This is a genomic window from Methylomonas sp. Uni0009, from assembly GCF_054188105.3.
This window is the reverse complement of the sequence record NZ_JBTAFN010000001.1, coordinates 1,368,121-1,390,928: the sequence shown is the minus strand read 5'-3', so window position 1 is coordinate 1,390,928 and position 22,808 is coordinate 1,368,121. Positions and strand designations below refer to the sequence as shown.

At 54.3% G+C, this 22,808-nt stretch carries 19 protein-coding genes; 2 read left to right on the top strand and 17 right to left on the bottom strand.

From position 1 onward, the window contains the following. Nucleotides 1-115: 115 nt before the first annotated feature. The 9 genes from cobT to ACWAU0_RS06445 form a co-directional block, all read right to left on the bottom strand. Nucleotides 116-1,156, bottom strand: a complete 1,041-nt coding sequence (gene cobT, locus ACWAU0_RS06485) for a nicotinate-nucleotide--dimethylbenzimidazole phosphoribosyltransferase (RefSeq protein WP_458138699.1) — start codon at nt 1,154-1,156, stop codon at nt 116-118. A 7-nt stretch (nt 1,157-1,163) separates the two neighbouring features. Beyond that, on the bottom strand, nt 1,164-1,691 hold the full coding sequence (gene cobU, locus ACWAU0_RS06480; protein ID WP_458138698.1) for a bifunctional adenosylcobinamide kinase/adenosylcobinamide-phosphate guanylyltransferase: 528 nt from the start codon (nt 1,689-1,691) through the stop codon (nt 1,164-1,166). Continuing rightward, nucleotides 1,684-2,127 (bottom strand): universal stress protein, encoded by a 444-nt coding sequence (locus tag ACWAU0_RS06475; protein ID WP_458138697.1) that lies wholly within the window; start codon nt 2,125-2,127, stop codon nt 1,684-1,686. Before ACWAU0_RS06475 ends, cobU begins: the two co-directional genes overlap by 8 nt. Before the next feature lie 8 nt (nt 2,128-2,135). Continuing rightward, on the bottom strand, nt 2,136-2,645 hold the full coding sequence (locus tag ACWAU0_RS06470; RefSeq protein WP_458138696.1) for a hypothetical protein: 510 nt from the start codon (nt 2,643-2,645) through the stop codon (nt 2,136-2,138). A 2-nt stretch (nt 2,646-2,647) separates the two neighbouring features. Beyond that, on the bottom strand, nt 2,648-4,534 hold the full coding sequence (locus tag ACWAU0_RS06465; RefSeq protein ID WP_458138695.1) for an ATP-binding cassette domain-containing protein: 1,887 nt from the start codon (nt 4,532-4,534) through the stop codon (nt 2,648-2,650). A gap of 291 nt (nt 4,535-4,825) precedes the next feature. Beyond that, a complete protein-coding gene (locus ACWAU0_RS06460) occupies nt 4,826-7,123 on the bottom strand; it encodes a PKD domain-containing protein (RefSeq protein WP_458138694.1) in 2,298 nt (765 codons plus the stop codon). Between the two features lie 477 nt (nt 7,124-7,600). Next, nucleotides 7,601-10,708 (bottom strand): efflux RND transporter permease subunit, encoded by a 3,108-nt coding sequence (locus ACWAU0_RS06455; RefSeq protein ID WP_458138693.1) that lies wholly within the window; start codon nt 10,706-10,708, stop codon nt 7,601-7,603. Further along, on the bottom strand, nt 10,705-11,883 hold the full coding sequence (locus tag ACWAU0_RS06450; RefSeq protein ID WP_458138692.1) for an efflux RND transporter periplasmic adaptor subunit: 1,179 nt from the start codon (nt 11,881-11,883) through the stop codon (nt 10,705-10,707). The genes ACWAU0_RS06455 and ACWAU0_RS06450 overlap by 4 nt, the downstream gene beginning before the upstream one ends. Next, on the bottom strand, nt 11,880-13,256 hold the full coding sequence (locus tag ACWAU0_RS06445; protein WP_458138691.1) for an efflux transporter outer membrane subunit: 1,377 nt from the start codon (nt 13,254-13,256) through the stop codon (nt 11,880-11,882). Before ACWAU0_RS06445 ends, ACWAU0_RS06450 begins: the two co-directional genes overlap by 4 nt. 334 nt (nt 13,257-13,590) lie before the next feature. Between ACWAU0_RS06445 and ACWAU0_RS06440 the strand changes: the two genes are divergently transcribed. After that, nucleotides 13,591-14,334: a methylenetetrahydrofolate reductase gene (locus ACWAU0_RS06440; protein WP_458138690.1), complete on the top strand. Its 744-nt coding sequence runs from the start codon at nt 13,591-13,593 to the stop codon at nt 14,332-14,334. A 166-nt stretch (nt 14,335-14,500) separates the two neighbouring features. On the opposite strand, the gene trpC is transcribed toward ACWAU0_RS06440, so the two are convergent. The 4 genes from trpC to trpD form a co-directional block, all read right to left on the bottom strand. Beyond that, nucleotides 14,501-15,298 (bottom strand): indole-3-glycerol phosphate synthase TrpC, encoded by a 798-nt coding sequence (gene trpC, locus ACWAU0_RS06435; RefSeq protein WP_458138689.1) that lies wholly within the window; start codon nt 15,296-15,298, stop codon nt 14,501-14,503. Between the two features lie 796 nt (nt 15,299-16,094). After that, nucleotides 16,095-17,192 carry an IS5 family transposase gene (locus tag ACWAU0_RS06430; protein WP_458138028.1) on the bottom strand — a complete coding sequence of 366 codons (1,098 nt, stop codon included), beginning with the start codon at nt 17,190-17,192 and terminating at the stop codon, nt 16,095-16,097. Nucleotides 17,193-17,273: 81 nt separating this feature from the next. Further along, entirely contained in the window at nt 17,274-17,642 is a 369-nt protein-coding gene (locus tag ACWAU0_RS06425; protein ID WP_458138688.1) for a hypothetical protein, read from the bottom strand. 501 nt (nt 17,643-18,143) lie between these two features. Further along, nucleotides 18,144-19,160 (bottom strand): anthranilate phosphoribosyltransferase, encoded by a 1,017-nt coding sequence (gene trpD / locus ACWAU0_RS06420; RefSeq protein WP_458138687.1) that lies wholly within the window; start codon nt 19,158-19,160, stop codon nt 18,144-18,146. A 376-nt stretch (nt 19,161-19,536) separates the two neighbouring features. On the opposite strand from trpD, the gene ACWAU0_RS06415 reads away from it, so the two are divergent. Further along, the gene (locus ACWAU0_RS06415) at nt 19,537-20,382 is read left to right on the top strand and encodes a hypothetical protein (RefSeq protein WP_458138686.1); all 846 of its coding nucleotides are present in this window, start codon (nt 19,537-19,539) and stop codon (nt 20,380-20,382) included. Nucleotides 20,383-20,448: 66 nt separating this feature from the next. Here the strand turns inward: ACWAU0_RS06415 and ACWAU0_RS06410 are convergent, their stop codons facing one another. From ACWAU0_RS06410 to ACWAU0_RS06395, 4 genes are all read right to left on the bottom strand, one after another. After that, nucleotides 20,449-21,693 carry a TIGR03862 family flavoprotein gene (locus tag ACWAU0_RS06410; protein ID WP_458138685.1) on the bottom strand — a complete coding sequence of 415 codons (1,245 nt, stop codon included), beginning with the start codon at nt 21,691-21,693 and terminating at the stop codon, nt 20,449-20,451. A 7-nt stretch (nt 21,694-21,700) separates the two neighbouring features. Beyond that, nucleotides 21,701-21,958, bottom strand: a complete 258-nt coding sequence (locus ACWAU0_RS06405; protein WP_171696943.1) for a Txe/YoeB family addiction module toxin — start codon at nt 21,956-21,958, stop codon at nt 21,701-21,703. Next, complete coding sequence (locus tag ACWAU0_RS06400; protein WP_033157508.1) at nt 21,955-22,191, bottom strand: hypothetical protein; 237 nt, start codon at nt 22,189-22,191, stop codon at nt 21,955-21,957. Before ACWAU0_RS06400 ends, ACWAU0_RS06405 begins: the two co-directional genes overlap by 4 nt. Nucleotides 22,192-22,277: 86 nt before the next feature. Then, nucleotides 22,278-22,709: a DUF2442 domain-containing protein gene (locus ACWAU0_RS06395; RefSeq protein ID WP_458138684.1), complete on the bottom strand. Its 432-nt coding sequence runs from the start codon at nt 22,707-22,709 to the stop codon at nt 22,278-22,280. Nucleotides 22,710-22,808: the final 99 nt, after the last annotated feature.

The window sequence follows — 22,808 nt, the reverse complement described above, 5'->3', positions numbered from 1 at the left end:
TGCCGGTCGCAAAGCAAGCTCGACGTCAGCCCAGCTTATTTTTCGCGGCTAATGATACGGGAAAGCCCAAGGCCCCGCCATTGCGCTTGACGCAGCTTGCTAACGCAAGCCTATTTCAGGCAGTAGAGACTTGCGCTTGACTGAATGTGGCCATTTCATTGTGTAAACGACAGGCCATTTGCAGTAAGGGTACCGCCAACACCGCGCCGCTACCCTCGCCCAGACGCATCTGCAGATTCAATAACGGCTGAGCGTTCAAGGCTTGCAGGACGCGGGCATGGCCTTTTTCCGCGGAACAGTGGCCGTAAAAAAACCAGTCCACGCAGCCGGGATTGATCCCCACCGCCAGCAACGCCGCGACACTGCTGATAAAGCCATCTATCAACACCGGCAGACCTTGCTGGGCGGCGCTGATATAGGCTGCAGTGAGCGCGGCGATTTCAAAACCGCCCAAGGTTTTTAAAATATCCAAAGGCGATTGCAGAGCAGCTTGGTGGAGCTGTAAGGCGGAGTCGATAACACGGGCTTTGTGGTCAATTTGTCCGGCATTCAAACCGGTGCCGGCGCCGGTAATCTCGGCGGCCGGTATCCGCAAACTGGCGGTCGCCAAAGCGCTGGCGCTGGTGGTATTGGCGATGCCCATTTCCCCGCCGATAAACAAATCGGCGCCGTTCGCTACCGCCCGCTCGACGGCAGATCGGCCTGCGGTCAAGGCTATCGTTAACTGTTCGTCGTTCATCGCCGCTGTCCGTGAAAAATTGGCGGTGCCGGCACCGGCTCGATGGCTGATTACATTGGGTAAGGCCACTGGCTGCAATAGACCGACATCGACGACTTCGAAATAGGCATCGACATGCCTGGCCAGCACATTCACCGCCGCTCCGCCGGCCGCAAAATTTTTGACCATTTCCATCGTCACCACTTGCGGAAATGCCGAGACGCCTTCCTCGGCAATGCCGTGATCGGCGGCAAAGACGCTGACATGGATTTTTTCCAGTTTAGGTGCTTCCCGGCGCTGCATCGCCGCCAATCTGACCGCGCAATCCTCCAGCAAGCCCAAGGAGCCGGGCGGCTTGGTCAATTGCGCTTGCCTGCTTAAAGCTTGTTGGTAATAAGCGGCATCAGGCGCGGCAATCGGCGCGGATAAACTGTTCATAATCAAATTAGAGGTTTTTGAGGATTTGCGGCAAACCGGCGGTGACCAGTACCACCTTGTCGCTGATTTGCGCGAGTCTTTGATGTAAAAAGCCGGCTTCATCGACGAATCGGCGGGTCATGGCGTCCGCGGCTACGACACCCAGGCCCACTTCGTTGCTGACCATAATCACCCGTTGCCGGCCGGCCTCCAGCACGGCGCATAAGGCATCGGTTTGTTGCTGATAGCGCTGTTCTTGCAGATTACCTTGTTTATCGAACAACACATTGCATAACCACAACGTCAGACAGTCCACCAGCAAGCAATGTTGTTTGCCGGCATACTCGTTAATCACGTTCGCCAAGGCGAGGGGTTCTTCAACGGTTAACCAATGCGGCGGCCGGCGTTGTTGATGGTGCTGGATGCGGCTGTGCATTTCGTCGTCGCCGGCCTCAGCGGTGGCGATATAAACCACGGCCAGGCCGGAGGCCAAAGCTTGTTGCTCGGCATAGCGGCTTTTACCGGAACGGGCGCCGCCCAAAACCAGCTCAATCATCCGCTAACCGCACCGCCAGTACATCGCATTTAGCGTGATGTAGCACGCCGTTGGCAGTAGAGCCGAGCAACAATGCTAAACCATGGCGGCCGTGCGAACCTACGACAATCAAGTCGGCCTGAATCTCTTCGGCTACCCGGACGATTTCCAGTTTGGGGCTACCCATTTCCAGATGTTGCCGTTCGGTGGGGACATTCAGTTTTTCGCCCAGCTCGTGCAGGCGTTTCTTGGTGGCATCCATCAGTTCCTGGGTCAGATCCACATCGAAGGGAATGATGGGGCCATAGGCCGGATCGGTAATCGGCAAATTATCGACCACATGGACCAAGCTCAGTTGGGCAGCGTTTTGCGCGGCGATTTGCCTGGCTTTTTCCGCAACTTGACCGCCATGTTCAAAAAAATCGGCCGCCAATAAAACATGTTTATAAATCGACATAATTCCTCCTAATCGCTAACAGCGATCTCGGTAAACAACAAAGTCATGACCTGTGTGGAAATCAGTATATATAAAAAAGCCAACGCCAAGCCGAACATCAACGGCCTATCCAAGGCATGCCGAAAAATATTGCCGTTAACCAGCCAATGCCAGCCCATCAGAACTATCATGGCGATATAGGCCACCTGACTGACCTGGGTATATAGACTGGCGACCGCCGGAATGGCGCACAGACTAATCACCACATCGGAACCCAGTAATGCCGTCAGAGTTTGCGGAAAACGGGCGGTTTTCCCGGAAAAATAGAGTAGCGGATAGCAAAAACCTATCATCAACACCGTCTCGGCGGCAATTTGCAGCAGGGCATGCGACCAATCGCTATCCAGCAGCAAAATCAATAGATTAACCAGCAAATAGGGTATGAACATCAGCCGCATTAACCAAGGCGACGCCGGCACATCCTGCGGGCCTTTGCGCATAATGCAAATCTCAAAAAACAACACCATCAGTTGGTACATGATCACTCCGCTTGTTGTAGGTTTTCCTCCGCTGCCAGCCAATCCATTTCTGCCTGTTCCAGCGCGCTATCGATTTGGCCTTTCCGGCTCAGTAACTGCTTTAATTGTTCCTTATATTCCTCGGCATAAATGGCCGGATCGGCCAATTGTTCTTCCAGATCGCGCTGTTGCTGATGAAACTTTTCCACTGCCGCTTCGGCTTTTTTCACCGCGTCCAACAATGGTTTTAAACGCTGCCGGCGCTCCGCATCGAGTTTACGCTGATCCTTGCGCGACACCCCGCCGCCATTGTCGTTGGCGACCGGTTCGTCGCCCGCTTTCTTTTGTTCGGCAAGCCATTGCTTGTAATCGTCCAAATCCCCGTCGAACGGCTGGATTTTGCCGCCGGCCACCAATAACAGTTGGTCGGTCACCGAGCGCAATAAATGTCTGTCATGCGAAACCACCACCAGAGCGCCCTGGTATTCCTGCAAAGCCACACTTAGCGCGTGGCGCATTTCCAAATCCAGATGGTTGGTCGGTTCGTCCAACAGCAGCAAATTCGGATTTTGATAAACCAACATGGCTAGTACCAAGCGGGCTTTTTCGCCGCCGGAAAACGGTCCGACCGGATCGTTGACCTTGTCGCCGCGAAAATCGAAGCCGCCCAAAAAATTGCGTAAATCTTTTTCAGTCGCTTGTTTATCCAGCTTTTGCAGATGCCAGAGCGGGCTTTCTTCCAGGCTTAGCAATTCCAATTGATGCTGAGCGAAATAGCCGATATGCAAATCCTGAGCGGTTTGTAGCTTACCAGTCAATGCCGGCATTTGCCCGGAAAGTACTTTGATCAAGCTGGACTTGCCGGCACCGTTGGGGCCGAGCAGGCCGATGCGGTCGCCTGGCGCAATCGACAGGCTGGCGTTTTTAATCACTACTTTATCGCCGTAGCCGATGTTGGCTTCTTCGATTTTCAGCAGTGGATTGGGCATTTTCTTCGGCGGCGGAAAACTGAAACCAAACGGCGAATCGACGTGAGCCTGAGCGATCAATTCCATGCGCTCCAACGCTTTGATCCGGCTTTGCGCCTGTCTGGCTTTGGTGGCTTGTGCTTTAAAACGGTCGACAAAACTTTGGATATGGGCAATCTCACGCTGCTGCTTTTCGTAGGCGGTTTGTTGCTGAGCCAGTTTTTCGGCGCGCATGCGTTCGAAGTCGGAATAATTGCCCGTGTATATTTCGGCTCTGTTTTGCTCGATATGCACGATGTGGTCGGTGATGGTGTCCAGAAAATCCCGATCATGGGAAATCAACAGTAGCGTGCCGGGGTACTTGCCGAGCCAATCCTGTAGATAAATCACTGCGTCCAAGTCCAGGTGGTTGGTGGGCTCGTCCAAAAGTAAAACATCGGACCGACACATCAGCGCTTGCGCCAAATTTAAACGCATACGCCAACCACCGGAGAATGAGCTGACCGGCCGGCTTTCTTGCTCCGTGCTAAAACCCAGACCGTTTAACAAACGCGAGGCCCGGGCTTGCGCCGTGTATCCGCCGACATGATCCAAAGCTGCATGCAGCTCCGCTAATTTGATGCCGTCGTGCGCTTGTTCGGCCGTATGTAATTTTGCCTGCAACGCACGTAACTCTCTGTCGCCGTCCAGCACATAATCAATGGCCGAACATTCCAAGGCCGGGGTTTCCTGGGCGACATGGGCGATTTCCAGATTCGGAGGCATGGAAAAATCACCTTCGTCGGCATGCAATTCGCCGCGCAATAATGCAAAAAGGCTGGATTTGCCGGCGCCATTGGCTCCGGTCAGACCAATTTTTTGGCCTTTATGGATCGTGAAAGAGGCCTCGCTAAACAGCAAACGGTTGCCCCGACGGATGGCGATGTTTTTGAAATTGAGCATGATGGTCAAAAGTTGGCTGAGTGCGATGCCGCACAATAGGGGAATTTTAGCGCGGCAGGGGGTTGCGCGTCTTTTGCAGTTTACGTGACGACGCAGAGCCGACTATTTGCGGGCTTGTTGTTGAGCAGGGCAATAGAAGCTTTTGGGATAGGAGGGATAAGCCGCTAGGGGATGTAAGCGGGAGCGGTAATGTTTTTAAGGTTATCCCGATTTCGGATAAATTATCGTCAACCGGGACAACTCCGGAATACGTCGGGGACGGCCAAGAACCAGCAGCCCCCTAGCATTAACTTACCAGGACAAACTGCGTGAAATAGCGCCACTACCATCGTACAAGTAGCCATTTTTAACTACCTTGGTGACGGTGAACGCGCAAGTACCCTTGCTGTTGCTAGGTAACAGGGCACTGCTCAAACTGGTCGAGCCCTTTGTGCCGGTAATGGAATAGCTTGCCCCGGTCACATTAGTTTTGCTGGTGCCCGAGGTGACTGAGCCACTCCAAGTACCATAAACGCCGGCACCGGTAATGGTCGATGTTCCGGATTTAACGGTAATGTTGGCGACGCATTGCGATTTACCTCCGCTTAACAATTTTCGAGTCATCACGGTACTGGCAACTTTCATATTCATCGCTACGACACTTTGCGCCGCCTGAATACTTTGTGTGGTGCTGGTTTTCAAACCGCTGCTATCGGTAACGGTTAGTGTTGCGGTATAGGCGCCAGGGGTATTGTAGATGTGGCTGACCGATGCGCCGCTGGTTGCCGCAGAACCATCGCCGAAATTCCAGGCGTATGAAGAGATCGAGCCGTTTTTAGCGCTTGAGCCGGCACCATTCAACGTAACATTGAGCGGAGCGTCGCCGACAGTTGGCAGCGCTGTGATGACTGCTGAGGGTGGCACCAACGCTACAACCGGGTAATTGCCGGTAATTTGGTATTGGCCAAGGCTGCCGTAGTCAGAGTAACCCGTAGTTAAGTCGCCTTTGCCTACTCCTTCGACTTTCAGGAAATATTTTCCGGCGTTGAGCGAGACGTTTAAGGATGCCGCCAAGCTGTCCACCGGATTGGCTTGGGCCACCGTTTTGCCTTGCGCGTCAATTAACGTTAACAACACATCCAAATTGGGCGCTATTGCATCGGGTGTAACATTCAACTGCGCGCTGCCCCCGCCGGTTGAAAATACGAAAACGTCGACGTCCGTTGTGCGCTCGATGATACCACTTTGTGAAACCGCACTGGCGTCGCCGGCTAATGGTGCCGCACTGGCAGTTGTATCCGGGAAGTCATCGGGCCGCACAGAAGCACCCGCAGCGTTTATTACTGCAAGATCATCCTGCAGATTGTTGGCGCCCGGATACTCGCCTTTACTCCATTGTGCGACAGGTTTGTAGTAGCCCACCCCCATGATCGGCGCCCAGCCGGTAGTACCGCTACCATGGCCGGCATAGTAGCCGGTGCTGGCATTGCCATCATGATTGAGGTTTAAGTTATGCCCTACTTCGTGTGAAATAGCTTCTGCAACATATTTGGGATAACCGTTGCCCAGTTTGTCGAAGAATACCCAGGCGGGCCGATAGCGTTCCGGGTAGGCGGCTGAATAATATGAAAACACATTAACGTAAGCGACGCCGCCGCAAGTTTGGTTGCAAAGTTCCGGCATAGACCGGGTAACCACGGCTCGAGTGCCGTACTGAATGTCACTGGTGCTACTGCGCCTCAAGGCATCCAAAGTGGGCTCCTGGGTCGTCACGTCAACATCGAAGGGTGCGTAGTCTTCCGCTACCCGTTGCCATATTTCGCGAATGTTATTTAATTCCGTAGTGCTGAAAGCGCCCGGGTTCCCGTCTATATCATAGGCTTGAGCGGTAAGCGTAGTCATACTCCAGGCCGTGTTGGTTGCGACGTGGCCATTGAAGTCCAAATAAATAACGCGATTGGAACCAGGCTTGCTGTGCAGGGCGAATGGGTCTGCAGTTGCCGTACTGGCAACACCGCTACCTGTGCTGGTGACCGTAGCGGTTTCTTGCTCGCCTTGTCCTTGAGTGATTTTGGTATGCTCATCGATATAAAGCAGGCGGCCGCTTTCATCGATCCAGGCCGACGCATCGGTGCGCAATATATCTTCCAGGCGTTCGCTGGACATGTCGTAGGCTTTCGCCACATCCCCCAGCTTGTCGCCCAATGCGTCGATAGCTGCCTGACCGTTCTTTTTGCCTGTTAGCGTAATTTGCGGAAACGCCATTTCAGTTTCCGCTTCGGCCAAGTCGGTAATCTTGGCTGATGAACTTTGCGATTTTGCCCTGACCACGTCGAAGGGGTTTTCCATGCCCGACCCGTTTAAACCCGAGACAAATGCTTGAACCCGGCCATCGGCAAGCAGGGTCAGCCCGTAGTTATAACCGATCAAAGCGCTTTCGGCTTCTTGTTGCGAAGAAAAGTACAGTGGCTCTGCAGATATGCCGGCGGCTGAAGCGGGTAATTCGGTACTCAAATCATTTTCGATGGTCGCTTTCTGCTCAATCGGCGGCGTGGCGCAACCCACTAAGGTAGTGATGACGGCGGATGCGATGAATGTCTGTTTGTTCATGGTGGACTCCCGTGTATGGAAAGATCACTGTACCCATTCTCAAAAATCGGCAGGCACAGGCGAGTAATACTGACGACAAAGTAAAGAACAATGTGCCCAAAAATTCTGAGATCAGAGTGGCTATTTTAAAAAGAACGGAAAAAACTGAACGGCGCCGACCTTTCCCAAGGTAACTCATAACAATACCCAAGTGCCGCTCCCCTGAAAGCGCGGGCCCTTTGCAATCACCTTACTAGATCCGCGCATACACAACGATGACAAATGTTTTCAGACCTCCCTAAAGCTATGATTGTCGTAGTTGAAAATAGCCGTCACTGCCACCGTACCTCGCAGCATAACACCGGCTTGATAGGATTGCCTTACAACGCGAATCCGCCGCTAATTTAGTAAGCGGTGGCAACATCGCTACCTGCCAAAAACCCCCGCCACCAATGTATCAGGCCAAACTTACCGCTTTGGTTTTTACATCGATACTGCCTATCGCCTGGCCCCCAAAATCGCATAGCAAACCGGTGTCAAAATCAAGCTGGCTGCCATCCCGATCAATAGACCGGCCGACAGCGACAAAGTCATCGGAATCAGGAACTGCGCTTGCTGGCTGGTTTCCAGTAAGGTCGGCAAAAAACCGGCAAAGTTGGTTAGAAAGGCCAGCAAGATCGGCCGAAAACGGGCGATACAGGCGGCGCTGATCAGCTGTTCCACCGGGGTATCCTCGTCGCCGTGCTGACGAATATAATCCAGCAGCACCAGGCTATCGTTTACCACCACGCCGCTAGCCGCAATCATGCCCACTAACGATTCCATCGACAAGGGCAGTCCGGCCGTCCAATGCGCCAGCACAGCGCCGCTCCAGGCCACCGGCGCGGCCAACAGAAAGATCAGCGGTTTGCTGTAAGATTTAAACGGCACCGCGATCAAAGCATAGATCACCAACAGCGCGATCAAGGTATTTTTACCGAAGGCCGCCAGCATCGCTTCCTGTTCCTGGCGCTGTTGGCCGATTTGCACATTCAAGCCGGGAAACGCCTGCTCCAGATCCGGCAAAGCACTGTTCTCCAGCTCGGCGTAAATGCCGTTGACATCGGCCTTGGTCGGATCGACGCGGGCCTGCACCTTCAACACCCGATGCCGGTCTTCGCGATTCAGCCGGGAATAGCCTTGCACCAGCTTGATCTCGGCCAGATCGTTCAGCGGTACGCTGCTGCCGTTCGGCAGGCGCACCGGTTGCGCCTTCAACGCATCCAACGATTGTCGTTGTTCCAACGGATAGCGCACCATCACTTTTACTTCCCGGCGGCCGCGCAGGAAGCGATGCACTTCCTCGCCGTAATAACCCTGGCGGACTTGCTCGGCCAGTTGTTCCAGGCGCAAGCCCAGGCGTTCGGCTTCCGGCTTTAACGCCAGCCGTACTTCCGGTTTGCCCGGTTCGGATGAGTCGATCACATCGTAAACCCCGGGAAACGTCGCCAATGCCGTTTTGAGTTGCTCGGCGGCGGGTTGCAGCAGACTTGGGTCGCCGGCGCCCAGCAGCAACTCGATGTCGTAAGGCACATCGCCTTCTTTGTAAATAAAATCGACCTTGCCCCGGCCAATATCGCCGATACGTTGCCGCCAGTCGCGGATGAAGTCTTCTACTTTCAAACGCCGGCGGCCTTCTGCCGAAAACTCCAACCAAATGCCGGCGCCATGCTCCCAAATAATCGTTTCCACACCGACGATCACACTGTGGTCGTTGGCATGAGCGGCTTGCATGTTTTGCCGGCTTGCTGGATCCACGCCGTCCAGTTCGTCGCGTAAAGCAAACAGGGCTTTTTCCACTTGGGTCGCCAGTGCTTGAGCCTCGCTGTAAGGCGCACTCTGCGGCAATTGCATCGATACCCAAAAACTGTCCTTGGTGACATCCGGATTAATCGACTGCCGCACCCGGTCGCTCAGCACCAAGGCCGTGCAAATTGCCAGCAGGGCGATGAACAAGGCCACGGTCAAATAGCGCCAAGCCAGTGCCGTTTCCAACAGCGGCTGGTAAACACGCACGACGAAACGATCCAAGCTCTGATTCATTCGCTCGCGCAAGCGTTGTAAACGGCCGGGTTTGGCCTGGGTATCGATGTCGCCGACCAGATGCGACGGCAAAATCAGCAAGGCTTCGATTAGCGAGAACACCAGCGTCAAGATCATCACCAGGCAAATCGGCCGCATCAGTTGCCCTGCCCAACCCGGTAAAAATAGGCCGGGCAAAAACGCTACCAGTACGATTAATACCGACAGGCTCACCGGCAGCGCTACCTCCTGTACCCCCTTTATCGTAGCTTGCAGCGGCGAATACCGGCCTTCTATCTGCCGGCTATGCACACTTTCGCCGATGATGATGGCGTCGTCCACCAAGATGCCCATCGCCAGCAAGAAACCGAATAAGGACAGCATATTCAAGGAAATATCCAGGGCCGGCATCAGCCAAAACGCACCCAGCACCGAAGTAAAAATGCCGACGCCGGCCCACAGCGCCACCCGCAGCCTTAAGAACAAGGTCAGCACCAAACAGACCAGCACAAAGCCGCTCAAGCCATCTTCCAATAGCGTGCCGATGCGCTCGTCGTAAGCTTGTGAATCGTCCCACCAGGTAATCAGACGCAAGCCGTCCGGCAATTGCCCGCGCATTTCTTCGACATACGCTTTGACGCGCCGCGCCACCGCCACGCTGTCCTGTTCGGCGTGAATCTCCCAACCCTGCGCGGTTTGGCCATTGTGATGCCAGGCCCATAAGCGTTCTTCCAGGCCGTCTTTGATGGTGGCGATTTGCTCAAGCCGCACCCGGTTGCCGTCCGGCAAAGTCTTGACGATCAACGCGCCGACGGCGTCGGCATCGCGGGCCCGGCCGCTGACTCGCAGTTGCAACTCGCCGTCGGGATTCTTGATCAGGCCGCCCGGCAGATCGACCGAGGCCTTACGCAAGGCTTGTGCTACGTCGTCCAGCGTCAGCTGATATTTGCGTAATTGGTGCGGCAACACTTCGATGTCGATTTCATAGGCCAGCTCACCGTAGTTACGCGCGCGGCTGACGCCCGGAATCGCCGCTAGTTGTTCCTGAATCCGGTCGCCGTAGCGTTGCAAGGTGGCGGCATCGGTGGCCCCGTGCAAGGCCAGCCAGATCACACCGTCGTCGTCGTCCCGGCCAGCCGGCAACACCTGGATTTTTTCCAGCTGTTTCGGCAGGCGCGGAATAGCTTCCACCCGGCTTTGCAGGGTTGCCATCATCTGGTTTCGGTCATGGTCCGGCAGAATTTCAACTTCGATCTTGCAGTTATCGCCCCTAATCTCGCCGTGCAGATGTTTAACGCCCGGTACATCATGGATCGCTTCCTCAATGGGTACGCATACCGATTCCTCGACTTCCGAGGGGCCAGCGCCAGGGAATACAGCTTCGATCACGATGATATTAGGGCTGAAACGCGGAAATACTTCTTTATCGATACCGAGCACACCCAGCACGCCGCCGGTCAGAATCAGCAGCATCAATAGATTGGCCGCGACCGGATTGCCGGCGAACCAAGCCAATAAACCCAATCGCTGGTTGGTGGGCATCATGGGGCAGCGTCAGGCTGCGCTTCGACTGCGGTGACTTTCATGCCGGCCACCGCCACCGGCAATTCCGACACCACTACCCGCTCGCCGGGATTTAATCCGGCCTTGACGACGACACGCTCGGCGTCGTGGCGCAGCACTTGCAGCTGGCGGATTTCCAAGCGTTGCTCGGCGTCGACCAATTTGGCTTGTTGCAAGCCGTTCAAAGCCGTGCGCGGCAAGCTAAACAAACCTTCCCGGAACACGCCTTCGATCTCGGCTTGCACGAATAATCCGCTCAGCAAGGGCGGCCTATCCGCGCTTTCCCGGAACGGCTCGGCGACTTGCGCGACCAGATAAAGCTGGCCGCTGTTGTCGTCCAGCGCCGCTTCGCTGCGGACGATGCGGCCTTGCCAGCTATGCGGTTTGCCGGCCAGTTCCGCGCGCAAAGTCACCGCCGGCCAGTGGCCGGTCTTGCCATGTTGCCCCAAAGGCAGCTCCAAAAAGGCCAGTTGCTCGGTGCTGATCGGCAGACGTATTTCGGCGACATCGCTGGCGTAAATCCGAGCTATCACTGCGCCTGATGGCAGATATTGACCCAAACCTGCTTGCTTGCTGAGCACCCGGCCGGCAAACGGCGCCCGCAATTCGCAGCGGCTGCGATTGAGTTTGGCCTTGGCCAGATCGGCTTCGGCGGCCTTGAGCTTGGCTTGCGCCTCGGCCAATTGCGGCTTACGCAGCGCCAACGCTGTCGGCTCGCCTTCGCCCAACGCTTGCCATTCGCTGTGTGCCTGCTCGACTTGCGCCTGTTCGTTGATCAAGACCCGCTGGGCCTCGGCCAGCTGGGCTTCGGCGGCAACGATGGCGTAATCGTAATCGCGCGGGTCTATGGTCAGCAGCAATTCGTTGGCGGCAAAGAAACCACCGGCAGCCATCGCCGAATGTACCTGCGCTACTTTACCGCCCACTTCGGTGACCAAGTCAATAGTCTCGCGCGGCGCGACCACGCCTTGGGACATGACGTTCAGCCGCAAGCTTTGCGGCTCGACACGAACCACATTGACCTTGGGAATCGTCGGCTCGGCATTTTGCTGAACGGTTTGCGGCTTGCCGGCGATAATCGCCCAGGCCGCGCCGGCCGCCGCCAGCAATACCAGAATCGGTAACAGGATTTTTAAATTGAGTGCTTGCGGATTCAAACGCCACCGCCTAATGCCAGATAGAGGTTGATACGATTGTTTAATAATTGCCGCTGTACGGCCAGGTGAGCGCTTTGCGCATTGAGGGTGCTGCGGTAGCTGTCGAGTAAAGTCAGGATTTCGATCAAACCCTGCCGGTAGGAATACACCGCCAGCTTACGGCTGGCCTCGGTTTGCTCGACGGCTTCGCGCAAGGCCTGTTCCTGGGTGCGCAGCCAGGCTTCGGCGGCCAGCGCTTGCTCGACTTCGCGAAAGGCGTTTAAGGCCACACTTTGGTATTGGTTAAACGCTTCCTGGACTTTAGCTTCATTAAAGCGAATTTCGCCTTGCAGCCGGCCGCCGGTAAATAGCGGCTGGGCCAGGCCGGCGGCTAAATTCCAGGCCGCCGCGCGCGGGTCGATGATCTCGGTCAAGGCCGCGCTGCTGGAGCCGCCGGCGCCGGTTAGCGTCACCCGCGGCAGCAAGGCTTTTTCGGCGCTTTCCAGGCGCGAGTCGGCGGCCCGCAAGCGTTTGAATGCGGCGATGACGTCCGGGCGGCGTTCCAATAGCTCGGCCGGCAAACCGGCGCTCAAGGTTTCCGGCGGCTGCGGTAATTGGAATGTCGCGTCGAATTCTTGTTTAGCTGGATCATTACCCGGATACCGGCCCAGCAAGGTTTGCAGGCGCTTACCGATTAATTGCGCATCATTTCTAGCCTGCGCCAGTTGCGCTTGGGCATTTGCCAGATCGGTCAGCACCAAGCGCAAATCCAGGCCGCGGGTCAAACCTCTGTTGAAACGGCCGCGTACCAGATCGACAATGGTGCCGCGGTCCTTGACCGACTGTGCCGCCACCGTCGCTTGCCATTGCGCTTCAGTGAATTCGAAATAGGCTTGGGCAATCCGTGCGGCCAGCGATAATTGCGCGGCACGATAATCGTCGCCAGCTGCTTCTGCTTCGGTTTCCGCCGCTTGTTGTCCGGCCTTGATCCGGCCCCAAACATCCAGCTCCCAGCTCAGGTTGAACAGCGCCGTATACGCGCCGGATTCGCTGCTTTCGCCGCCCATATTGGTTTTTGCGCGTTGATAGCCGGGGGTTAACGACAATTGCGGCCAACGGCCGGAGCCGGCGATAACGGCTTGTTCGCGCGCCGCGTCAACACGGGCCGCGGCACTTTTCAAATCAAAGTTATCGGCCAGGCCGCTGTTTACCAAGCCCGTCAGATGCTCATCATTAAAGGCTGCCAACCAGCCCGTTGCGGCCGGTTCGGCAAACTGGCCGTTGCTGCTCCAGTTTTGCGGCGCCTGAAAAGCCAAAGCATGTGGGTCCCGAGGAACGGGTGCTTCGCAGCCAACGGCCCATAACGCCGATAGAGCTGGCAAAATCCATAACATCGGGCGACAAGGTTTGGCGGGCATTGGGGCGGGAATAACTGAATAAATCCGATGAATAGAGGCAGCTATTGAATAAGACGATCAAGCCGGCCAAATCCCCACCGCAAGCGAAAAAATAATTGAGTCAGCTCACTGGCAGCAACTGTTTGGGCCCAACATAATTGTTCAGCAACCCCTCTGGGGCGAATTCATTCCGCCTCTTGGTGCTTAGGCCGCTTCAGCCAAACCAAAGAAATCGGCCATGTGCATCGGGCTTTGTCTTTACTGCGTTACAATCCATACTTTGCGCATTGCGCTCGTTTCCAGTCAAATCTTTTAACTACCCAGCCACACGATGAATATTTCGTTTGAAATTGTCCCGCGCAGCCTAGAGGCTTTCGACGAGCAATACGCCTTTGTGCAAACCTTGGATAAAGGCGTCAACATCATTAATGTCCCGGACATCCAACGCTTCGATACCCGCAGCTGGGAGTTGGCGGTCCGCGTAGATCGAAGCAAATACCGGTTTATTCCGCATTTTCGGGCGATAGACTTCAAAATCGACAGCGGCGAACTCTACCGCATCATCGAAGAGTATGCGCTAGACAGCGTGTTGTTGGTGTCCGGCGATCCGCCGGAGGGGTTGAAGCGGTCGTTTTACAATACCGATGTGGTGGATTTGATTCGAGCCGTGCGCCAGCGTTTTCCCAGTTTACATATTTATGCCGGCTTCGACCCGCATCGTAGCGGTGTGCAGGATGAATGCGATTACATCCAACGCAAGGTCGATGCCGGTGCCGGCGGCTTTTTCTCCCAGCCCTTCTACGACAGCCGCATGATTGACATCTACGCCGAGCAGATGCAAAACCTGGAAACCTATATCGGCATCAGCCCCATCACCAGCAAGGCCTCGATGAATTATTGGGAAGTGAAAAATAAGGTGAAGTTTCCAAAGAGTTTTCGGCCGGATTACGACTGGAACGTCGAGTTTGCCAACGGCGTAATTGCCTCGGCGGCGGCGAATGGCTTGAATGTGTATTTCATGCCGATTCGGATTGATTTGGCCCGGTATTTTGGCGAGATTAAATTGGGCGGCTAATATCAGATACTTGGGCATCCGGACGAATCCGTCATCCCCGCGCAGGCGGGGATCCACTTTTTTGATTTTCCTGGGTTCCCGCATTAGCGGGAACGACGGGAGAAACGCCTGCCGTTCCACGAGGGAACGCCTCTTTAGATTCTCTGTGTAAGGTCTTGCTGTTGGCCTAAAAAAACAACTCGCGCATTTTTTTCCCTGGCGATTCCGCGCGCATAAACGCTTCACCAACCAGGAAGGTATAAATACCGTTGTCCTGCATCAATTGCACATCGGCTGGCGTGTGGATACCGCTTTCGGTGACGATCAACTTGTCGGCTGGGATGGTGTTTTTCAAATCCAGCGTGGTTTGCAGGGACACGTCGAAGGTGCGCAGATTGCGGTTGTTGATGCCGATCATATTGGTGTTGAGCTTTAGCGCGCGTTCAAGTTCCTGAGCATCATGCACTTCGGTCAATACGTCCATGCCCAAGCCGGTAGCGGTGTCGGCCAATTCTTCCAGCATCGCATCGTCCAAAGCAGCGACGATCAACAGGATGCAGTCCGCACCCAGTGCGCGCGATTCGTGGATTTGATACGGATCGATCATGAAGTCCTTGCGAATCGCCGGCAACGGGCAGTTTTGCCGCACCATTTGCAGATTGGCTTCCGAGCCCTGGAAAAACTCCTTGTCGGTCAGCACCGACAAACAAGTCGCGCCGCTGAACGCATAATCCACGGCAATTTCCACCGGCTTGAAGTTCTCGCGGATCACGCCCTGGCTGGGCGAGGCTTTCTTGATTTCGGCGATGATCGCCGGCTTTTTCTGATCGGCCTTGCTGCGCAATGCTGAATAAAAGCCGCGCGGGCCTTGCACGGTGCCGGCCAGTTCTTCCAGCAGCGACAACGGCGTATTGCTTTTGCGGCGGGCTACTTCTTCGGCTTTTTTGCTTAGGATGGTTTTTAGGATGTCGGGTGTGTCGGTCATGTTTCTTGTTTAGTTTGTGTCGCTATCGCGACGGTTATTTTAATGTCGGGTCTCGGCCCGACAGCCGAGATACTTTTCTTTGCTTGTCCAAAGAAAAGTATCCAAAAGAAAAGACACCCCGATGCCGCTTGTATCCTGCGCGCCGAAGGGTTTGAACGGGGTTGCCTGAAGGGGCTTCCCAGCCCCTGCATACAACGCGACGCATCCATGCGTCGCCCCTATCGGGCTTATCCGTCCAAACCCTCCGGTGCTCGGCGCGGCATAGGGGAGAAAACTGTCCCGGGTTTATAAGTCGCCTGGTCTAAAAATTATGTAGCCTCGATGGAGTGAAACGAAATCGAGGTTTTGATGGCCTCAATTATCCCGGATTCCGCTACGCTTCATCCAGGCTAATTGTTTATTATAAGTTGACAGTAAAAATAGGTCACGTCAGGATGCCAAATTCGCCGGCAATCCATTTGCTTAGTATTAATTTATGGTATAAATAAGGCGAAATATTCGTTGGTTATTGCATCTGCGGCCTTTTAATAATAGCTAACAGGGGCATATATAATCGCTTTCAATGCCTCAACTCGAATGCCTTTATACTCAAAAATTATATAAAACATAATCTGTTTTTCGTATTTGCTTAGCAGGCTGGTGAAAAACCCGCCGATATTTCCCCTTACCCACGATGTTCGTGATTTTTTCGAGTTGAAATCGGTCATGACATCGAGTTTCAAGCGTTTTGCCCCGGTTTCAAGGGCTTTTTATTCGCCTGAAGCCGTCTGTGGACGGTTTTCAGGCGAACTTCACCCTAGGCGGGTGCACTCCACGCCGGTTTCGGCGTGAACACCAATAGGTTGAGCATGCGCGTCAGGTTGTAGGCGGCAAAGCAAAACAAGGCCTGACCCGCGACTTTGGCTAAGCCGATGTGACGGGTTTTGCGCAGGCCGCCGACCGTTTTGACCCAGCCAAAGGCTTCTTCGACGATTTTGCGGCGCTTGAGACTTTGGGCGTAACCTTTGCCGCGCGCGGTGCGGCCGTCGACGGCACTGCCAATCTTTTTGCGGGCCACATGGGCTTTGATATCACGGGACTCGAGTCCGTTGACGAACGCCGCTTGGTCATAGCCTTTGTCGGCACCGACGCTGCCACCTTGGGGCACGCGGCGTTTGATCATTTTTTGCGCGGCTTCGATTTCGGCGGTGCCGGTGGCTTGAGTGGTTTCGACATCGACAATCAGGCCGTTGCGATTCTCGGACAAGGCATGGGTGATGTAACGCAGTTTGGCCTCGGTGTATTCGCCTTTCTTGTAAAGCCGGGCTTCGGGATCGGTTGTACTTTGATGGGTGGCGTTGCTGCGCTTTTCGCCACTGAAGTCGATCTCGGGATTGCGGCCGGCGGGTTTATCGGGACCACTACCATCTTTTTTGACGAAGCTTTTGTGCGAGGCCCAGGCTTCAATGAGGCTACCGTCGACACTGAAGTGTTCGTCGGACACCAGATTTTGCCATTCGGCTATGGCCAGTACCCGCTCAAAAAATTCGCGACTCAGGGCTTCGGACAGCAGGCGTTCGCGGTTGGCACTGAACACTGTGCGTTCCCACACGGCGTCGTCGATGCCCAGACCGACAAACCAGCGAAACAACAGGTTGTAGTCCAGTTGTTCCATCAACTGACGCTCGCTACGGACCGTATACAGGACTTGTAACAGCAAGGCGCGCAGCAGTTTTTCAGGGGCAATCGAGGGACGGCCTGTGTGCGAGTAACGCTCGGCAAAGACGGCATCCATCGAGGCCAATACGCCATCAACCAGTAGCCGTAAACGACGCAACGGATGCTGTTTGGGAATACGGTCTTCCAGGCCAACATAGCTGAACCAGCTGTTTTGAATGGCATCGTGTCCGCGCATTGAAAGGCTCCAAATTTAGGTAGCCTATTTTAACAGTTAGCCGCTCATCTATGCCTTAGCTTACTTGGCTTTTCGAGTTTTTCACCAGCCTGTTAGCGGTATTTTCAAATGAATTTCAGTAAGCATTTCTGGATGGTTGCTATTTAGCTCAAAGCCACCATTAATTAATTCGGTCACTAAGGTCTTTACATCGCAATCAAGTGGAATATAGTTACTAATTTTTTGGCTAACATCGGTATAAAGACCAAATTTATTCCTGTCTCTATAATTATATGTGTCCGTAGCTTCTTTAATTATTGCCGTAACATCAATCGCAGGACAACTTGCGACCCTATGCTCTTCCGCAAACACTGGCAAGACTATTAACGTTACAATACATAAGGCCGTATGGCGCAATAACCAACGGGTATTGCGCCATACTTCTATTTTTTTCGCATTATTCAAACTCAAATAAATCTCCGTCAATTCCTGCCTAATTTTAGGACCGTAGGATGTGCTGAACAAAGTGAAGCGCATCGGTCGAGAACGATGCGCCTCCTGACGTCGGCTGCATCCTACATCAGAAAACTTACCCAAGCTTTGAAAATTATCTGCGGCGTTCAGTTTTCAAGGCGCGAGGTTGATCCCCTATGCCGCGCCGAGCACCGGAGAGTTTGGGCGGATTAGCCCGATAGGGGCGACGCATGGATGCGTCGCGTTGCATGCAGGGGCTGGGAAGCCCCTTCAGGCAACCCCGCTCAAACTCTCCGGAGCGCAGGATCAAAGCGGCGTTGGGGTGGCCTTTTCTTTGGATACTTTCTTTTGGCCAAACACAAATTCGTCTGGAACGAATTTGAACAGCCGATAGGCTGGCCCGTAGGGCGAAAACCAGGGATGGTTTTCGTAGCGAAAGTATCTCGGCTGTCGGGCCGAGACCCGACTTAAAAAAACTGTCGCGATAGCGACACAACATCAAACTACCCGAGAATACCCAATCAACGCCTCAAATTTCCCCAACGCACTGCCATCCGCCAACACCTGATGCGCTCGGCGAATGCCGGCATCCAGCGAATCGGCCAAATCGGCGGCATAAATCGCTGCGCCGGCGTTTAATGCCACAATGTCGCGGGCCGGGCCGGCTTGATTATTTAATACCGCGCGCATAATTGCCAGGCTATCGGCTGCGCAAGTGATCGACAAGGTTGCCAGGCTGGCGCGCGGCATGCCGAATTGTTCCGGGGTGACGGTGCAGCTGTGCACGATGCCGTCGATCAACTCGGCGACGTCGGTCGGTGCGGCGATGCTGATTTCATCCAGGCCGTCGCGCGCATGCACCACCAGCACATGCTTGCTGCCCAGTTTTTTCAAGACTTCCGCAACCGGCACCAGCCATTGCTTATCGAACACGCCGATCAATTGATGCGGCGCATTGGCCGGGTTGGAGAGTGGGCCGATCAGATTGAACAATGTGCGCACGCCCATTTCCTTGCGCGGACCAACCGTGTGGCGCACCGCGCTGTGATGCTTGGCGGCAAACAAAAAGCCCACGCCGATCTCGTCGACGCATTGCGCCACTTGTTCGGCAGGCATATCCAGATTAATGCCGGCAGCTTCCAGTACATCGGCGCTGCCGCAGCTGCTGGAAACCGAGCGATTGCCGTGTTTGGCCACCTTGCCGCCCGCCGCCGCGACCACGAAGGCCGCCGTTGTCGAAATATTGAAAGTGTTGGCACCGTCGCCGCCCGTGCCGCAGGTGTCGATCACATGTTCGCCATGCACCGGCACCGGCCGCACCAACTCGCGCAACACGCTGACCGCCGCGGCGATTTCTTCGATGGTCTCACCCTTGCAACGCAAGGCGATCAAAAAGCCGGCGATTTGCGCGTCGGTCAGCTCGCCTTGCATCATGGTACGCATCACATCGCGCATTTCCTCGGTGCTGAGGTCTTGTTTATCCAGAAGTTTTTGCAGCGTGGCTTGGATTTGCATGGAGTGGGTAGCCGGTGTTTTTGTCAAGGCGGGGATGATAACAAACGACGGCTCATATCGAAAACCTTGCGGGCCGTCAATCCCTCGCGAGCGAGGTCGCTTGCTTACACCATCTCGAGAACGGGTAGATAAAAAGGCGATTTTATTCCAAGCCAGCTTATAAATTTCAAGTTTTATTGACGTAGCACATTGATTAAGCCGTTATGTTTTTATGGTAATTGACGGTGGTTAACTTAGCTGTTAAATGACGGTCAAGACTAGCATTTTAAATAAGCGGCTTGTCGCAAATAGCTAGTCTTGATCAGCATGGCAACGGTTTTTGGCCGTTTGGCCGTGCGCTGAAAATTTGTGCTCGTTAATCAATGGAGACATTACCATGAAACACCTTGCCAAGCCGATTCGGCGACCTTACTTTAAGACTAATCTGTTCAGCATTCTGGTGCTATCGCTTTGCCTTGCCCAATCTGCTGAGGCGGCGACGGTTTCTGCGAGCGCGGTCATCGACTGGAGTACCTTTAAAATTACCGCCATTGATATTGGCAATGGCCTGCCAACTGTGACGTGGAGTAATCAGAACGACACTAGCCAAGTGAATACTGGTTACTACTACAACACCTATGATAGCGCGGCAAATTGGAGCTCAGGGACTTCGACTACAGAGACACTGTCCACATCGATCTATAGCAGATCTGCTTCCAGCGCTACATCGATTAATCAGATCAACGCCAATGCTGCTCTGAACGGCTCTTTTCCGTATCAAAGTTTATCAGCCAGCAGCGGTAGCCAGCGATCCGGCAGTTTTACCGTGCAAGGCAGCGGACTGTTAATTTTCGAAGCGAACTACAGTTTGATGGGGGACCTGGGGGCCTCAAGTAATGCGTCGGCAAGCTCCAACGCAAGCTTCAATTTGAGTTACTACAATGGTGGAAACTCCGGGTCAGTCAACCAAAATGTCAATCAGTACCTATCAACCGGCTCCGCGCCCGTGACGGAAAACGATATATTGTCTGTTGCTTTGGTCTTTAAAGACGGTTGGAGCGGAAGTTTTTCCGCGAATACCAGTGCATCGGTTTACGGGTACGACTACGGAACCGGAGGAGGCGGCAGCGTACCGCTACCGGGGGCTTTCTGGCTATTTGGCAGTGTATTGGCCGGAGCCGCCTCGTTGCGGTCGGCTAATACAATGCGCAGAATGCGGCCATTCGCAGAAGTCGCACGCTAAACAAGATGTTGAAGGGGTGGCGCCGGCTACCCCTTTTTTGCGTCCGGCTATGGAGTGGGGAGTTCTTTAAAACTTTTGATGCCGGTTTAGCCAGTCACACACGCCCAGTCCTGCACTGCGGCCGGTAGCGAAGCAAGCCGAAAGCAAATATCCCCCGGTCGGCGCTTCCCAATCCAGCATCTCACCGGCGACAAAAACGCCGGGTAGCGCGGTAAGCATCAGATTTTGATCAAGACTGTTAAAACTCACGCCGCCGGCGCTGCTGATCGCTTCGGCGATGGGCCGGGTGGCATTGACAGTGATGGGCAAGGCTTTGATCGTCTTCGCTAGAATGGCGGCATCGGCAAATTGCGCCTGGCTGAGCACTTCGCGTAGCAAGGCCGCTTTGACGCCGGAAATACCCAGCCGACTCTGCAAATGGCTGGATAAGGACCGGGAACCCCTGGGGCGGCTGATTTCGGCCAGCACCCGTTCCGCATCGCGTCCTGGCAGCAGGTCAATGGTGAAGGTGGCGCTGCCGTGAACATGCAGATATTCGCGCAGCCGCCGCGAAAATGCGTAAATCAGGCTGCCTTCCACGCCATGCGTGCTAATCACCATTTCGCCTAGCCTGCGTTCGGCGTAGCCCTGCGTGTCGGTAAAGGTTAGCGCTACCGATTTGAGCGGCGCGCCGGCAAACTTCTCGCGCAGATGCGCACTCCACGCTACTTCAAATCCGCAATTAGCGCTTTGCAAGGGTGCAATTTCCACTCCGCGCGCCTGTAACCAAGTCACCCACGCGCCATCCGACCCTAGTTGCGGCCAGCTGGCACCGCCCAAGGCCAACACGGTTGCTTGCGGCTTGACCGAAATTTCGCCATCCGGATTGCTCAGGCGCAGCGCGCCATCGTCATCCCAGCCCAGCCAGCGGTGGCGCATATGAAAGTGCACACCGTTTGAACGCAAGCGATGCAACCAGGCGCGCAGCAAGGGTGCGGCCTTCATCTCCGTTGGAAACACGCGGCCGGACGTGCCGACAAAAGTTTCTATGCCCAAGCCTTGCACCCAGGCTCTCAAGGCCTCCGGAGAAAAGGCGTTCAGCATCGGTTCCAGTGCGGCACGCTGCGTGCCGTAGCGAGTCAAAAACGGCTCGAACGGTTCAGAATGGGTAATGTTTAATCCACCCTTACCGGCCATCAAAAACTTACGCCCGGCGGAGGGCATAGCGTCAAACACAGCGACGCTCAAGCCGGCCTGGCTGAGCACTTCGGCGGCCATCAAGCCGGCGGGGCCGGCGCCGATGATAATTGCTGAATAGCTAATGGCGGCCACCTTGGAATCAACGGTAATGATATTTGCACGCGACGATTAGGCACTCACCATTTTGCACCCGGTAAACCAAACGATGTTCCTGGTCGATTCTCCTAGACCAAAATCCTTGCAGCTGATGCTTCAAAGGCTCAGGTTTACCCAATCCACTATGAGGATTGCGGGCTATGTCGTTAATCAGCGAAACGATACGCTGGTAGATTTTTCTGTCGGTTTGCGCCCATTCATTGAAGTCTTGAAATGCACTTTGCTCGAAAGCGATTTTCATAGCTCGGATAGGTCAACGCGAACGATATTTTGCTTTTGCTCGATATTGTTAATGGCTGTTAGCAAGCGTTCGCTGTTAACCGGATTTTTCAGCAAATATGTGGTTTCGTCTTCTTCGGCCTCCAAGCTATCGCAAATGGCGATTTCCACTACTTTATCGTGGAACAAGGCTTTAACAGATTGCAGAAAATCGTCGTTAAGCTCGCTGGCTTTGAGTTTGTAAGTCGTGTACATGTTAATGCGCTCCGGAAATTTTGAGTTGGCGGTAACAAAGTCAGCATTAGTAACAGGAATTGCCGTTACTCCCTAATTCAAGTGGCTTATAGCTTGGCTTGCAACGGATGTCTATCAGGATGCTTGATCATTTCTATTGTCAAATCGACATCGATCTCCGGCCAATAAAAATGATCCGGCGATGGCTCTTCGACTTGGTAGATGGTCTGAAGAGACTGGCTTTTAAACCACGGGAAATCGTTATATGACATGTACAAGGTATTTTCCCTAGTTTTCAACCAAAGGCCATGGCTGGAAATTTGGGTTATTTCAACGCTGAAAGCTGTATCGCTATCCGGAGCATCCGAGTCGGGTGTCGCACAATTTTTTCGCAGCATTGAAATTTCCTGCCAAATAACAGGTATTGCAGCTAAACCCAAAATGAATTGAAACCAAAAAGCAAACCAGAACCATCCGGGACGCTTGTTGATATGAATAATCGAGCTACTGCGGCCAAAACCGATTTCACCAGTAAACAATGCTTCCAGACAACGGTATACGAAATATAAGTCCCAAGCGAAAATCAAGAACCAAAAGCTCAAGCCAAGCAATGTTGAAATGCAAGGCCTAGCTCCTGT

What these genes read in the sequence shown, in the direction of transcription:
- cobT (WP_458138699.1), bottom strand. Translation starts at nt 1,156, where the DNA reads ATGAACAGTTTATCCGCGCCGATTGCCGCGCCTGATGCCGCTTATTAC.
- cobU (WP_458138698.1), bottom strand. Translation starts at nt 1,691, where the DNA reads ATGATTGAGCTGGTTTTGGGCGGCGCCCGTTCCGGTAAAAGCCGCTAT.
- ACWAU0_RS06475 (WP_458138697.1), bottom strand. Translation starts at nt 2,127, where the DNA reads ATGTCGATTTATAAACATGTTTTATTGGCGGCCGATTTTTTTGAACAT.
- ACWAU0_RS06470 (WP_458138696.1), bottom strand. Translation starts at nt 2,645, where the DNA reads ATGTACCAACTGATGGTGTTGTTTTTTGAGATTTGCATTATGCGCAAA.
- ACWAU0_RS06465 (WP_458138695.1), bottom strand. Translation starts at nt 4,534, where the DNA reads ATGCTCAATTTCAAAAACATCGCCATCCGTCGGGGCAACCGTTTGCTG.
- ACWAU0_RS06460 (WP_458138694.1), bottom strand. Translation starts at nt 7,123, where the DNA reads ATGAACAAACAGACATTCATCGCATCCGCCGTCATCACTACCTTAGTG.
- ACWAU0_RS06455 (WP_458138693.1), bottom strand. Translation starts at nt 10,708, where the DNA reads ATGATGCCCACCAACCAGCGATTGGGTTTATTGGCTTGGTTCGCCGGC.
- ACWAU0_RS06445 (WP_458138691.1), bottom strand. Translation starts at nt 13,256, where the DNA reads ATGTTATGGATTTTGCCAGCTCTATCGGCGTTATGGGCCGTTGGCTGC.
- ACWAU0_RS06440 (WP_458138690.1), top strand. Translation starts at nt 13,591, where the DNA reads ATGAATATTTCGTTTGAAATTGTCCCGCGCAGCCTAGAGGCTTTCGAC.
- trpC (WP_458138689.1), bottom strand. Translation starts at nt 15,298, where the DNA reads ATGACCGACACACCCGACATCCTAAAAACCATCCTAAGCAAAAAAGCC.
- ACWAU0_RS06430 (WP_458138028.1), bottom strand. Translation starts at nt 17,192, where the DNA reads ATGCGCGGACACGATGCCATTCAAAACAGCTGGTTCAGCTATGTTGGC.
- trpD (WP_458138687.1), bottom strand. Translation starts at nt 19,160, where the DNA reads ATGCAAATCCAAGCCACGCTGCAAAAACTTCTGGATAAACAAGACCTC.
- ACWAU0_RS06415 (WP_458138686.1), top strand. Translation starts at nt 19,537, where the DNA reads ATGAAACACCTTGCCAAGCCGATTCGGCGACCTTACTTTAAGACTAAT.
- ACWAU0_RS06405 (WP_171696943.1), bottom strand. Translation starts at nt 21,958, where the DNA reads ATGAAAATCGCTTTCGAGCAAAGTGCATTTCAAGACTTCAATGAATGG.
- ACWAU0_RS06400 (WP_033157508.1), bottom strand. Translation starts at nt 22,191, where the DNA reads ATGTACACGACTTACAAACTCAAAGCCAGCGAGCTTAACGACGATTTT.